12 protein-coding genes are annotated in these 15,160 nt (G+C 33.2%); all 12 read right to left on the bottom strand.

Annotation, left to right across the window (positions count from 1 at the left end; all coding sequences use genetic code 11):
• Positions 1–2 precede the first annotated feature (2 nt).
• A complete protein-coding gene (gene hydA, locus CKL_RS11750; RefSeq protein ID WP_012102746.1) occupies positions 3–1,370 on the bottom strand; it encodes a dihydropyrimidinase in 1,368 nt (455 codons plus the stop codon).
• Between the two features lie 29 nt (positions 1,371–1,399).
• Complete coding sequence (locus tag CKL_RS11755) at positions 1,400–2,899, bottom strand: NCS1 family nucleobase:cation symporter-1 (RefSeq protein WP_012102747.1); 1,500 nt, start codon at positions 2,897–2,899, stop codon at positions 1,400–1,402.
• A gap of 39 nt (positions 2,900–2,938) precedes the next feature.
• On the bottom strand, positions 2,939–4,165 hold the full coding sequence (locus CKL_RS11760; protein ID WP_012102748.1) for a Zn-dependent hydrolase: 1,227 nt from the start codon (positions 4,163–4,165) through the stop codon (positions 2,939–2,941).
• A 129-nt stretch (positions 4,166–4,294) separates the two neighbouring features.
• Positions 4,295–5,653, bottom strand: a complete 1,359-nt coding sequence (locus CKL_RS11765) for an aminotransferase class III-fold pyridoxal phosphate-dependent enzyme (protein ID WP_012102749.1) — start codon at positions 5,651–5,653, stop codon at positions 4,295–4,297.
• Between the two features lie 11 nt (positions 5,654–5,664).
• The gene (locus tag CKL_RS11770) at positions 5,665–6,813 is read right to left on the bottom strand and encodes an iron-containing alcohol dehydrogenase (protein WP_012102750.1); all 1,149 of its coding nucleotides are present in this window, start codon (positions 6,811–6,813) and stop codon (positions 5,665–5,667) included.
• A gap of 228 nt (positions 6,814–7,041) precedes the next feature.
• Positions 7,042–8,256 carry a PucR family transcriptional regulator gene (locus CKL_RS11775; protein ID WP_012102751.1) on the bottom strand — a complete coding sequence of 405 codons (1,215 nt, stop codon included), beginning with the start codon at positions 8,254–8,256 and terminating at the stop codon, positions 7,042–7,044.
• Between the two features lie 220 nt (positions 8,257–8,476).
• The gene (gene speB, locus CKL_RS11780) at positions 8,477–9,424 is read right to left on the bottom strand and encodes an agmatinase (protein ID WP_012102752.1); all 948 of its coding nucleotides are present in this window, start codon (positions 9,422–9,424) and stop codon (positions 8,477–8,479) included.
• A 180-nt stretch (positions 9,425–9,604) separates the two neighbouring features.
• Positions 9,605–10,837, bottom strand: coding sequence for an NAD(P)-dependent malic enzyme (locus tag CKL_RS11785; RefSeq protein WP_012102753.1), 1,233 nt, complete (start codon positions 10,835–10,837; stop codon positions 9,605–9,607).
• A 106-nt stretch (positions 10,838–10,943) separates the two neighbouring features.
• Positions 10,944–12,410: an MFS transporter gene (locus CKL_RS11790; RefSeq protein ID WP_012102754.1), complete on the bottom strand. Its 1,467-nt coding sequence runs from the start codon at positions 12,408–12,410 to the stop codon at positions 10,944–10,946.
• Positions 12,411–12,513: 103 nt separating this feature from the next.
• Entirely contained in the window at positions 12,514–13,692 is a 1,179-nt protein-coding gene (locus CKL_RS11795; protein ID WP_012102755.1) for a PDDEXK nuclease domain-containing protein, read from the bottom strand.
• A gap of 165 nt (positions 13,693–13,857) precedes the next feature.
• The gene (locus CKL_RS11800) at positions 13,858–14,769 is read right to left on the bottom strand and encodes a ribonuclease Z (protein ID WP_012102756.1); all 912 of its coding nucleotides are present in this window, start codon (positions 14,767–14,769) and stop codon (positions 13,858–13,860) included.
• 166 nt (positions 14,770–14,935) lie between these two features.
• Positions 14,936–15,157 carry a helix-turn-helix domain-containing protein gene (locus CKL_RS11805; RefSeq protein ID WP_012102757.1) on the bottom strand — a complete coding sequence of 74 codons (222 nt, stop codon included), beginning with the start codon at positions 15,155–15,157 and terminating at the stop codon, positions 14,936–14,938.
• Positions 15,158–15,160 lie beyond the last annotated feature (3 nt).

Here is a 15,160-nt window from a genome sequence, read left to right on the forward strand (position 1 = left end):
AACTATATTTTCTTCTTCCTCTTTAAAAATTTTCCCCAGCCAGGTTCTCCTAAAAATTCTCCATCTTTAAATATCAGCCTTCCCCTTGAAAATGTCATAACCGGGTATCCTTTCAATTTCACTCCTTCCCATATGGTATGATCCACATCTGAATGCATATTCTCCTTGGAAATAGTAAAGTCCTTATGTGGATCATATATAACAATATCCGCATCTGAACCCACTGTAATACTGCCTTTTTCAGGAAAACATCCATATATTCTAGCAGGATTTGTAGAACATACTTCTACTACCTTATTAAAAGAGACTCTTCCTTTATTAGCTTCACTTAACATGTAGGGATACATATTTTCTATTCCCATACATCCATTTGGTATATTAGTGAAATCATCCTTTCCCCAATCCTTTTCATAGGATTGAAATGGGCAGTGATCTGTAGCTATAGTTGCAATATCTCCAGTTTTTATACCCTGCCATAGGGCATCTTGACTTTCCTTCCCCTTTATTGGCGGAGAACATACAAAATTTCTCCCATCTTCCCTTTTATAAACCTGATTGGTAAAATATAAATATTGAGGACAAGTTTCTGCATATATTTCATATCCTTCATCCCTGGCCTTTTTAACTTCTTCCATCCCTTCCTTATTTGCAAGATGAACTATATATAAAGGAGCATTTAATGCCTTAGCCCAGTGTATTGCCCTTTTATCTGCTTCTGCTTCTACAAATTCCGGTCTTGAAAGATAATGATACCAGGGAGAAGTTTTTCCCTCTTTTAAAAATTGCTCCATCCTTATATCTATTAAATCAGGATTTTCTGCATGAACTGCTATAATGGCACCTACCTCTTTGGACTTTTCAAGCATCTGACACAGTACTCCATCATCTGCCATCAGCCCTTCCTTTTTATATACCATAAATACTTTAAAACTAGGTATTCCATAATCTACACAGGTTTTTAATTCCTCTAAAATTTCCGGTCTTAAATCCGATACCACCAGATGAAAAGCATAATCAACACAAGCTGCAGGTGCACATAATTCATCCCTTTCTTTGGCAGTTTGAATTAATCCATACCCCTTTTTCTGAAGTGCAAAATCAAAAACTGTAGTTGTTCCGCCGCAGGCAGCAGCTCTTGTACCTGCTTCATATCCATCTGCTGATACCGTCCCTCCAAAGGGCATTTCAAGGTGGGTGTGAGCATCTATGGCACCTGGAAGTACATACTCTCCTTCTACATCAACTATTTTGGCATTTATATCTTCAATCTGACTGGCTACAGCTGCAATTTTTCCATTTTTTATTCCTATATTTGCCCTATAGGTATCTGATGCCGTTATTATAACACCATTTTTTATAATTATATCCATTATTTATCACCTCATAAAATAATCTGAACCTAAGAATTACTTGATTCATTTGCAAGCTCTGCAGCGGACTCTGGCTCCTTTGAAGAAGCGCTTAATAAATAGTAAATCACAAAAGATACTGCAAAGCCTACAAACCAAGCATAATTAGCCAACCCGTTTAAGCTTGGAATTATCTTGCCTATAAGAGCTGCAAATATGCCTACAGCCAGTGAAATAACAGCCCTTAAGTTAAAACCTTTGTTATAAGTATATTTCCCCTTTGTTAGGTATAGATCCTTAAGAACTAAATTTTTCTTTTTTATAATCCAATAATCACAAATAATTATTGCTGCTACAGGTCCAAGAATTCCAGAATAAGTTCCAAGCCATGCATATATATATCCACTAGGATCAGACAGTAATTTCCATGGCATTATAAGTATTCCAATAATACCTGTAATAAGACTTCCCATTTTGAAACTTATGTGTTTAGGTGCCATATTTGAAAAATCATTTGCTGGAGAGACAATATTTGCCGCTATATTGACAGAAAGAGAAGCCACCACTATTCCGAAAAATCCAATTAATAATGCTACAGGATTAGTAAATTTAGCTATTATATCTACCGGATCCCACATGGCTTTGCCATATATAACTACGGTAGCAGAAGTTATTATTATACCCATTGCAGAAAATATAGTCATAGTTATAGGAAGCCCTAAAGACTGTCCCACCATTTGCTCTTTTTGTCCTTTTGCAAATCTTGTAAAATCAGGTATGTTCAATGAAAGAGTAGCCCAAAATCCTACCATACTGGTAAGTGCTGCAGGAAATACCTTCATAAAATCGCCCATAGTTTTAAGCTTACTTTCCTCACTTAAAAGAGGTCCAAAGCCATGTGCAGAGCTAACTGCCCAAATTACCAAAAATACGGCTAAAATTATTACTGCCGGTGCAGCCCAATTTTCAAATTTTTTAAGCTGTTCCATTCCTTTAAATATAATAAACATCTGTATGCCCCAGAATATCATAAATGTTATAGCCGCAGGCAAACTCAATCCCGCTATTTCAAAGCTTCCACCCAGAGTTTTCCATCCTGGAATTACAGCTGAAAATAATACATTTAACGCACTTCCACCTATATAAGTATTGATTCCGAACCATCCGCAGGCTACAACAGCTCTGAGTACTGCAGGTATATTGGCACCAAATACTCCAAAGGCCGCTCTAGAGAAAACAGGAAAATTTATTCCATATTTAGTTCCAGGATGAGCATTTAATAAAATAGGTATTAAAACTATAAGATTTCCAAAAGTAATGGTAAATAAAGCCTGTTTCCAATCCATTCCCAGTGATATTAAACTCCCTGCCAGCATATAGGTGGGTATACAGTGAGCCATTCCAATCCAGAGTGCAGTAAAATTATAAGTATTCCAGGTTCTCTCTTTAACAGGTACAGGGGCATTATCATCATTATATAATTTGCTTTCTGTAACATTTATATCTGATTTATCTAATTCATATATTTCTTTTTCCACCAGTTGTTCCATAATAATCCCTTCTTTCTTTTAATAAACAAATATATTGTTTTACATCTTATCTATATCTAATATAGTCTGAAGCAATACATTAGTCCCTTTTACACAGTTATCAAGAGGAGTTTTTTCTATTTCACAATGGCTGTGTCCGCCAATACTTGGAACAAATATCATAGTTACAGGCAGCATATCCGCTGCAAACTGGGCATCATGTCCTGGACCGCTGTACATTCTCATATTGGAGTATCTATAAAGATTTGCATTTTTTTCAACTAAATTCACCAATTCTTTATTAAAGCTGACAGTTTTACGTGCCCACAATTCCTTGTAGTTAACTTTACAACCTGCAAGTTCAAAGGGAATGTTCTTAATGATTTCAACTACCTGCTCTACTACTTTTGGCTCTTGGTGCCTTGCATCCAAAGTAAATTTAACATGCTCTGGTATAATTGTGTGCACATTTGGTGAGCAGCTAATTCTGCCAGTGGTATAAACTAGCTTGTCATCAAGTTTGTCAAGTTCTCTGTGAAGATACAAAATGGCCTCAGAGGCAGCTAGAAGGGCATCCTTTCTCATTTTTTGCGGGACAGTTCCTGCATGTCCAGCCTGACCTATAAATTCAAATTCATAGTTAACCATTCCAACAACACCTTCTACCACACCAATGTCCTTTTTTGCGGCCTCAAGTACTGGTCCCTGCTCAATGTGCAGCTCAAGAAGAGCTTTATAATCCTTAGGATTTATCCTATTTTTTTTATCACCCTTATACCCACTTGCATCCAGGGCTTCTCCAAAAGTTATGCCTTCTGTATCTTTTGATGCCAGCATCCGTACCTTATCAAATTTACCGGTAATAACACCTGATGACATCATGGCAGGGTCAAAACGTGCCCCCTCTTCATTAGTCCAGATCATAACTGTAATTGGATGACGATGTGGAATATTTTCTGTAACTATAGTTTCAGCTGCTTCCATTGCAGTTAAAACCCCTAAAATTCCATCATAATTTCCGCCCTGTACCACTGAATCACAATGGGATCCCATTGCAATACGGGGGAGATCTTCTGAACCTTTAAAAGTAGCATACATATTTCCCATATCATCCGTTATAATTTCTGCACCCAGTGCTTTCATTCTCTTTGAAAATTCTCCTCTCGCCTGAAGTGCTGCCTCAGATAAGGATAACCTTGTTATGCCGCCCTTTCCAGTATCACCGAATTTACTAAAAGTTGTAATTTTATCCTCCATTCTCTCTTTATCACAGGTAATTTTTTTCATTTCTTCTACTTCCATAAATAAATCTCCTTTACAAATTCATTAAATTGGTTTAAAATATAATACGCAATTATTTTTAATTTATAGGTGTCTTTGTATATATTTCGAAAGGCACTTATTTTTTAATTTTTTCTATTTCTCTATATATTCATCTACGAAATCTAATACTTTATCCAAAATATCCATTGCCTCTTCCAATTCTTCCTTCTTAATAATAAGTGGAGGGGCTACCATTATACAATTTTCATGAGAATAGGTTGAAAATCCTTTTTCCTTTAACATCCCTACAATTTTACCCATTATACCTTCTGGATCCCTTCCATAAGGAACTAATGCTTCTCTTGTATTTTTATCTTTAACCAGCTCTACCGCAGAGAATAGACCTATATATCTAACATCTCCTACACTTGCATGTTTTTGTTTTATCTGTTCCAGTTTTTCTCCTAAAACGACACCCATTTTTTTAGAATTTTCTATTAAGTTTTCTTCTTCATATACTTCTATAGTTGCACATCCTGCAGCACATCCCAGTGGATGGGCATTATAAGTAAGTCCACACATAAGCACATTATCATCAAAATACTCACCTATCTTTTTGCTTACAATAACTCCTCCCATAGGAACATATCCACAGGTGACCCCTTTTGCAAAAGTAATAATATCTGGTTCTACATCCCAATTATTGCAGGCAAACCATTCTCCAGTTCTACCCCATCCAGCCATAACTTCATCACACACCATCACTATTCCAAACTCATCACATAGCTTTCTTATACCTTGAAGATATCCTTTAGGTGGAATAATTACACCATTACTTCCTGTTACAGTTTCCAGGAAAATAGCCGCCACAGTTTCAGTTCCCTCATATATTAATTGTTCTTTTAATTTTCCAAGATAATATTCACATGCCTCTTCTTCACTTTCAAATCTTATACTTTCCCTATAAATATAGGGATCAAAAAATTTAACAAATCCTGGTATACCAGGTTCACAGGTATACCTTCTTGGCTCTCCTGTTAAATTTGCAGCTCCAAAACTTGCCCCATGGTAAGAACGGTATCTGGAAAATATTTTAAATTTTCCCGTTGCCATTTTAGCTATTTTTATGGCATTTTCATTTGAATCCGCCCCACCTAATGTAAAAAATACTTTTCCCATATTTTCAGGAGCTTTTTCTATAACTTTAGCTGCAAGCTTTGACCTTACATCAACTGCATATCCAGGACCTATAAAAGGCATTTTATCTGCCTGCTCTTTTATAGCATTTATCACTTTTTTATTTCCATGTCCTATATTTAAATTTACAAGCTGTGAGGACATATCAAAATACTTTTTACCTGTACTGTCCCAAAAGTAAATTCCTTCAGCTTTTGTAATTACAAGTGGATTTAATTTTTTTTGTGCACTCCAGGAATGTAAATTATACTTTTTATCATATTCTTTTATTTTATTACTTTCTAAACACAATTCCTCATTTTGCAAAATTTCCATTTCTATTCCCCCTAATATATGGTTTCATATATTTCTATAAGCTGCCCTAATGTGGGCTTTCTAGGATTAAGTGTTGTACTCTTATTCTCTACGGCATCCTTTGCCATTTTGTCAAAATTATCTTTATCCACTCCCACTTCTTTTAAACTTTTTGGAAGTCCTGTTTCTGAAAATAAATTTTTTATGGATTCTATAGCCAAATAGCTGGCTTCTCTTGTAGATTTTCCCTCTATATTTTCTCCCATAGTCTTGGCAATAAATTTAAATTTCTCCGAACATGCAGCTCTATTAAATCTCATTACTTCTGGAAGAAGCAATGCATTTGCAAGGCCATGTGGAACTTTATAATAGGCTCCAAGAGGCCTGGACATAGCATGAACAAGTGCCACAGATGCATTGCTAAAGGCAAGACCCGCATACATCTGTCCAAGCAGCATATTGCTTCTTGCCTCCATGTCATCCTCTTTTAATACCGCTTTTATCAAATTACTTGTAATAAGCTCTATGGCTTTTACTGCATAAACATCACACATAGGTTGGGCAGCCTTGGATATATATGCTTCTACAGCATGGGTAAAGGCATCCATACCCGTTGCTGCAGTGACACTTGGAGGCATCATTTTAGTAAGATTTGGATCTAAAATAGCCACCTTAGGAATGAGAAAATCATTGCCAATCAACATTTTAATTTTTCTCTCTGTATCTGTTATTATAGAATATTTTGTAACTTCACTGCCTGTACCTGCAGTAGTTGGCAATGCCACTATAGGAATTCCCTCAATCTCTGGAGCCTTTTTTTCATAATCTAAAATATCTCCCCCGTTAGTGGATACCATACTTATGGCCTTGGCAGCATCTAGCGCACTTCCTCCTCCTAATGCCACTATCACATCTATATTTTTCTCTTTGGCAGTCTCTACTCCCAGTCTTACTGTATTTACACTGGGATCTGATTCCACTTTGTCAAATATTACATACTCTAAACCTGATTTTTTTAAACTATCTGAAACCCTATCTAAAGCTCCAGTTTTTTTAGATGAATGTTTGCCAGTTACTATCAATACCCTCTTTCCCAATTTCAAAGACTTGGCTCCTGTTAAATCCACCGCATCCTCTCCATAAATTATGTCTCTTGGACACTGGAACATAGAATAATTCATAAAAACACCTCTGCTCATTTAAAATTCATTAATTTATCATAATATTTTTTAATAATATAATAAATATTATGGATATAAATTATCATATATAAAAACGTAATCATATATCCATGGTGTACAAATATATTGTTATTTTTTTGTACATTATAAATTTATATAAAAAAAATAAAAATTACAAAAGATACTTTTGCAATTTTCACTCCCTAAAAGTAAGGTATGAACCTTGAATTACTTGATTAGATTTAAGAATATTCCTATCCTTATACAAAGTTTAATGTTAAATATTACCTCCTCATCTTTCAAATCACAATTCAATATTTCTTCTATTCTTTTCACCCTATATTTTATGGTATTCCTATGAATATATAATATCTCTGCAGTTTTACCCAAATTTCTATTTTCCCTTAAATATACAATCAAAGTTTGCAGAAGATTAGAAGAATTTTTTTCATCATATTTTTTTAATTTTAATAAATTTTCATTAAATAATTTTCTCATTTCATTGTGATTATTTATTTCAAAAAACAATCTAAATATGCCTAAATCCTTGTAATTTATAATGCAATCATCTTTTTTATAAAACTTTGTCATTTCAAGAGCTTTTCTGCCCTCCAAAATAACTTTGTTAAAGCCCCTTAAATGGTTACAAATTCCCCCAATACCTATGCTTACAGTAATAAAACCAATAGTTTTATTTATCTGATTTTTTATGGTTTCTGCAATGTAATCTATATTATTATTTTCTTTCTCCATAGGCACCATAAAAAAGAAAGCATCACTTTGCATGGTGTAAAGACATTTTTTATTATTTTTATACATTACATATTCAATGGTTTCCTGAATACGATTTTTTATATTGGAAATCGTATCCTCATCTTGCAATTCATTTTCTTTCAAATAAAGTCTGAAATTATCTATATCAACTACTAAAGCACAATAGTTTTTATTTTCATTGTATCCATATAGAGCAGCCCTGCTTAACATTTCTTCAGTGATATTTACATCCTCAAAAATTATTTCTCTCATAAAATTACTCATAGATTCTTTTTCCAGCTTTTCTGTAAAAATAGTTCTACAAATATTTTGAGTTATATCTATTAATCTAACTTCAAAGGGCAGTTCAAATATTGGAAAATCCACATTGTCTGCAAAATCTAATATCTCCTTAGGTGTTTTTTCAATATAAGGGCCTATATTTATAACAAGTCCTGCCAGCTTTCTCATATTAATATCCTTTACAAATTGCATCAGCAGCTCTGTATTATTTCCTATAGCTACGCCTGTAATAAATAAAAGTTCTCCACCTTTTACCCAATTAGACACATCAGGAACTTCAGTAACATGCACCCATCTGATTACTTTATTTAGACCGCCTTTTCCTGCTACAACTTTCATCTTTTCAAGTCCTGGTAGATTCAATATGTTTTTACAAGTTACAAACATACTTCTCACTCTCCATAAAAAATAAATTTAAAAATCTACAACTAAAATGCATTATATTCTATTATAACTTTATTTGATGTATAAAATAAATATCCACATATGATAAACTTGAGGAATTGCCATATAAAAAGCTTAAAATAAAAAACTGCTGCAATAATTAACGCAGCAGTTATCTGTATTCAATTCTTTCAAATCTATAACAACCTTTCAATTAAATTATTCATAGGCACTGCTTTTTACATGCCAATATAGACATGAATTCAAAGCCAATACTTGCCGCCAGATATGCAGTAATTTCACTGCAGTCATAATCTGGAGCCACCTCTACAATGTCACATCCTATAAAATTAATGTCTTTTAGTTGTTGTATATAAGACAATGTTTCATGGGATGTAAACCCTCCAACTTCTGGAGTTCCAGTACCAGGGGCATAAGCCGGATCTACAAAATCAATGTCAAATGTTAAAAATGCTTTTCCCTGTCCTACCCTTCCTTTAATTTTCTCTCCTAATTCTTCTTCTGTCATTTTGTGTAATTTATGTGCTGTAATGACCTCGAATCCTAAATCTTCTGCTATTTTAATATCATTTAAATCATACATAGAACCACGTATACCAATTTGGATTGAGGTTGAAGGGTCAATTAAGCCTTCTTCCAATGCCCTTCTAAATGGCGTTCCGTGGGTATAATATTTGCCAAATACACTTTTACCCAAATCCAAATGAGAGTCAAAATGTATTAAAGAAACTTTTCCATGTTTTTTATAAACAGCACGTAATTCACCTAAAGTAATTGAATGATCTCCACCTAAACACAAAGGCACAGCTCCAGCATCTAGAACTTCAGAAACGCTTTTGTAAATAGCATCATAACTTTCTTTTATATATCCAGGGACAATTGGAACATCTCCCAAATCTGCTATATTTAGAATATCCACAATATTTACTCCCATTATTATATTGTTAGGTTTAATCATAGTAGAGATCTTGCGAATACTACTTGGACCAAATCTGGAACCAGTGCGAAATGAAGATGCTGTATCAAAGGGTATTCCTAAAATTCCTACATCCAATCCATCTGCATTTTCTTTTTTTTGTAATCTCATAAAATTGCCCATATCACAAAATCTAGGTAATAGTGAAGAGTCTGGTAATTGATTTTTACTCATAATAAATTCCTCCCGTCTAATACATTATTTAAATTATAATCACCATATAAATAAATTGTCAATAATAAACCTATTATTTTAACATTTTAATATTAAATATTACTGTCAAAAAAAGAACAACTAAAACTAATAGTTGTTCCCAATTTCAAGAAAAATTCTCACTAAAATTATATTATTCCTTTATATACCTAAAATATTTCTAGTATGTTGTTCAACTTGCTCTGGAGTAACATCTGTATTTCTTGCAACTTTCGTATCAATAGCAGCTTTAGCTACCGCAGCAGCTACTTTAGGCGCTATTCTAAGATCAAAAGCCTCTGGTATGACATATTCTGGTGAAAGTTTATCTTTATCCACCAAACCTGCTATGGCATAAGCTGCAGCTATTTTCATTTCATCATTTATCTGTGAAGCATAAACATCCAGTGCTCCTCTGAATATGCCTGGAAAAGCCAGTACATTATTAACCTGATTTGGGAAATCTGATCTTCCAGTACACACAATTTTAGCTCCTGCTCTTAAAGCAGCCTCTGGCAATATTTCAGGATTGGGATTTGCCATTGCCATTACTATTGGATCTACATTCATGGACTTCACCATTTCCTCAGTAACACAATTGGCTTTAGATACTCCTAAAAATACATCTGCCCCTTTTAATGCCTCTTTTAAATCTCCCTTTACAATGGATTTGTTGGTTATATCTGCCAGTTCTTCTTTATACTCATTCATTCCTGAAGTTCTTCCTTTGTATATTGTGCCTTTGCTGTCACAAATTACTACATCATTTACTCCCATTTTCAAAAGAAGCTTTGTAATAGCAGTGCCTGCTGCACCTGCTCCATTTATCACCACTTTTATATCGGAAAATTCCTTATTCACAATTTTTAGTGCATTTATAATACAGGCAGAAGAAACTACTGCAGTGCCATGCTGGTCATCATGGAATATGGGAATGTTACTTATTTTCTTCAATTTATCTTCTATCTCAAAACACTCTGGTGCTTTTATGTCTTCTAAGTTTATTCCCCCAAAGGTTGGCTCCATCAACTTTACAGCCTCTACAATTTTATGTACATTTTTTGTATCCAAACATATGGGAAAAGCATCAACTCCGGCAAAGGCCTTAAATAATACACATTTTCCTTCCATAACAGGCATTCCCGCCCCGGCTCCTATATCTCCAAGGCCAAGTACCGCTGTTCCATTTGTAACTACAGCTACCCAGTTCCCTTTGGAAGTATATTCATATATTTTACTTTCATCTTTTTTAATTTCCAGACAAGGCTCTGCTACTCCTGGAGTATATGCAAGAGTCAAATCCTCTTTATTTTTTACAGGTACTTTACATTTTAATGCAATTTTGCCTTGATTTTCACTATGAAATTTTAAGGCTCTTTCCCTTAAATCACTCATATATAAATTGTCCTCCTAAAATTTATTTTACTTTGGCATCTAAAATAACTAAGATGCTTTTTTACCACAAAATTTAGTATATCACTATTTTTAATCCATGTCATGACTATATATCCAGCTGTTCCCCTTCAAGTCTCTTAGGTAAAAACAAACAAAGTATCAGTGAAATTACATTTAAAATAATAAAACATATAAATAGCACATGCAATCCTGAATTCAAAGACCCTTTTACAAGTTCAGCCGAAAGATTATTGTTTAATGCTGGAGTATTATATAAATTACTAGGTTCTATACCTTGTATGTGTAGGTTTTCAAAATATTTTATTATACTAAAATTAAATATGCTTCCAAATACACTTATTCCTATGGTTTGACCCAAATTCCTTAAGAGGGTGTTAACTGCCACTGCTGCCCCTCTCGTAGAATACTCCACTGAATCCTGTATAACTATAGTCTGGGTATTTAAATTACCTCCAAATCCAAAACCCAGTATTGATACCGCAAGTATTACTAGAATTAATGGAGAATTTATGTTAAATAGAGGTAATACCATACTTCCAATCAATAATATAATAGAACTTAATAAAACTATATTTTTTTTACTATATTTAGTTATATATTTTGCCAAAAACATTGAAGACATAAGCCAGGTAAGGGACATAGGTGCCATACAAAGACCTGAAATAGTGGCACTAAAGCTGAGCACATTTTGAATGTATAAGACTACATACACATCCATTGCAATCAATACAGCGGATTGCAGAAAACCTAATATATTCACTATGGTACTTGATTTAGTAAATATCTCAAAGGGCATAACAGGTTCTTTTGCTTTTTTTTCTATAAAATAGAATATAACAAGAAGCACACCTGCCAATAAAACATATACAAGCACAAAGAGTATATTTCCACTTTCTTTCTTTTCTCCAGCTAAAAATCCATATAAAAAAAGTATAATAGAAATAGTTAAAATAAGTGTTCCAAAATAATCTATATGTACATCTCTTTTTTGAAAATTTTCTCTAAGATTTCTTTGAATAAGCACCACAGATATTATTCCAAAGGGTATGTTTATAAAAAAAATCCAGTGCCAGGACAAAGTATCTATTAAAAATCCTCCCAAAAAAGGTCCTACCAGACTTGCAACTCCCCACACCGTACTTAGCCATCCTTGAACTTTAGCCCTTCCAGTAACAGAAAATAAGTCTCCTATTATGGTGTAAGTTAATGTAAATATAGAACCTGCTCCGATCCCCTGGACAGCACGGGATGCTATAAGAAAATACATATTTTGAGAAAGCCCACATAAAAAGCTGCCTATTAGAAATATTATTATACCAAAAGTTAAAATATTTTTTCTGCCATATAAATCTGCTAATTTGCCATATATAGGAGTGGTAATGGTTGATGTAAGCAAATATGTAGAAAATACCCAGCTTATAAGGTGAAATCCATTTAAATTCTTTACTATAGTTGGCACAGCTGTAATTACAACAGTTCCCTCCACAGCCGCAAGAAACATAGCCACCATGCTGGCAATAATTATATTTCTCTTCTCTTTCTCTAAATTCATATTAAATTTCACTTCCTTCCAAATACCGTCAAGCACTCTCCAAAAAACTTCAGGTTCATTTACGATCCTGAAGTTTTTCATTGAATATATTTACTGTAAAAATTTATTCTACCTTAAGCTTCATCTTAATCCCAGAACCTATTTCCTCTACTGTAGGAAGTATTCCTTCAAATTGTTCTGGAATGTCCCCGTTGAGCTTATATTCTCCATCCCCGGCGGCTTCTTTATCTTTAAAAGCATACTGTACAATTAATTTTTCTCCATCTTTACAAAGAATTATACCTACAGAAGGGTTGTCTCTTTCTTCTTTAACTGAATCATCTACTATGGATAGATGGAATGTTAGAATTCCTAAATACTCAGGTTTAAACTTTCCTATTTTAAATTCAACAATTAAATAACATTTAAGCTTCAGATTGTAGAAAAGCAAATCCACATAATAATCAGAACCAGACAATTCTATGTGATACTTTTTCCCAACTAGTGCAAATCCTCGTTTTAAATCCAGAAAAAATTCTATCACATTTTTCATGAACTGTCCTTGAAAATACTTTTCTTTTACTTCATCGGAAATTTCCATGAAATCCAATAGGTATTCATCCTTTAATACATAAAAATAATTTTTTAGTTCACTTTCATTTCCCAAATTATTTTCTTTTAAATCTATATCCTGTATAAAATGAGAATTATCTGAATTTAAATCAGCACTTTTTTTTAACTTGATATCTTCATCCAAATTATTTTCCTCTGTAATAATGTTCTTGCTTTCAATAGATTCCAAATCCTCATAACAGGTATCCTCTTTTAATGCTTCTTCCTCCTCACCTGTTATGCCATATTCCATGTCTATATTATTAATCAATTCTTCAGTTGACCAACCTTTTTCCATAACCTTATTTATAAATTCTAATCTTTTATCTGAATCCTTTATTTTATGCATTATAATTATATTACAGGACCAACTTACCTTTGAAGCTATTTTATCTACCAAATCCTGCGAACCGTATTCTCTGGCAAAGGCAGCCATATTCCTTAAATTCTTCTCTGTAAAACTCAAGTTCCCAGGGAATTTAAGCTTAAGGTAACCTGCTGAGATGTTTATAAATTCTATCCCACACCCTTCATCATCCTTGGCTAAAATTAAATTTCCAATTTCCCAGTACAACCTAAACATATTTTTACTTATATCTTTATAGGCCATATTTTTAGAAAGAATTATATCCATATTTAAATGTTCAAGGAGTGCTCCTATATCATTATGGTTATTATGATACTCCAACATGCAAAACCACCTCATAACTCCTATTGTTTATGTATCTTATTTTCACCTTAGCAATTGCATAATAATATTATAAGGTAAAATCTACAATATTTCTACTAAAATTAATAGTATTTATTTTGGTATATTTAATTGAAGATCACATTGTATGATATTACTACATTATGTTTATTCTTTAAAATTAATACTTTTCACATATCTATCCTGTCCTATTATAGTATTTTTAAATATATTTTTAGCATTTTCTATATAGGCTTGTGGTTCAATCAGGGAAGGACTAAAGTGGGTGAGCCATAGTTCTTCTACCTCTGCCTCTTTAGCAATAACTGCCGCTTCCGAAAAAATCATATGCTTATATGAAATAGCCTTATGCTTTTTTTCATCATCTCCATACATTCCTTCACATATAAAAACATCAGATTTCTTTACAAATTCAACCAATTCCCTACTAGGTCTTGAATCTGTACAATAGGATATTTTTAATCCTCTACGACCATATCCAAGCACCATATCAGGTGTATACAATTTATCCCTTTGTTTTATTTCTTCTCCCTTTTGAAGTTTACTCCAGAAAATCAACGGTACTTTATTTTTTAAGGCCTTCTCCCTATCGAATTTTCTATTTCTCTGTACATCTATTGAATATGCAAAACAAGGTATTCCATGATCTACAGATAATATATTTATATTAAAGTATCCTATTTTTTGAAAATATTTCTCTTTTCCATGAAGTTCAACTAGCTCTATACTATAGGGAAGTACCGGTGCTATTACTTTAAGACCCATAACAATTTTTATCAATCCATAAGGTCCTATTATAGTTATAGGCTCTAATCTTCCTGAATTTGCTATGGTAAGCAGTAGTCCCGGAAGTCCTGCTATATGATCTGCATGAAAATGTGTAAATAAAATCACGTCTATATTTCTAATTTTCCATCCCAATATTTTTAAACTTACCTGAGTACCTTCACCACAGTCTATAAGCAACTTTCTTCCTTGGTAGGAAACTATCATAGCTGTAAGATTTCTGTCCGGTATAGGCATACTTCCTCCACATCCTAACAAGCACACATCCAACATAATTTCCAGTCTATCCTCTCTTTCAACTCAATATTATAATATCCGTCTTATTGTATATTAAACAATTAAAGCTGCAGATATACCTGCAGCTTATGTTACTATGTTACATATTATTAATTTTAACTATTATCCATATATAAAATTTTATAAAAATTAATTTTAAAATCTATGCACTTAATATTAAATCATCAATTTTACAGCCAAGTATTTTTGCAATTACAGCAACTTTTTCAAGGCTCGGATTTTTCTTATCCCCTCTCTCCAGTTCTTCTAAATAAGATTTTGAGATTGAAGTTTTAAATTTGGTATTTCTAGTAATATTTTGGATATCCTGAGTAGTATACCCTAAACTTACTCTTATATCACGAATTTTTTTTCCGTTTAACATAAG

This window comes from Clostridium kluyveri DSM 555 (assembly GCF_000016505.1).
Lineage (GTDB): Bacteria > Bacillota > Clostridia > Clostridiales > Clostridiaceae > Clostridium_B > Clostridium_B kluyveri.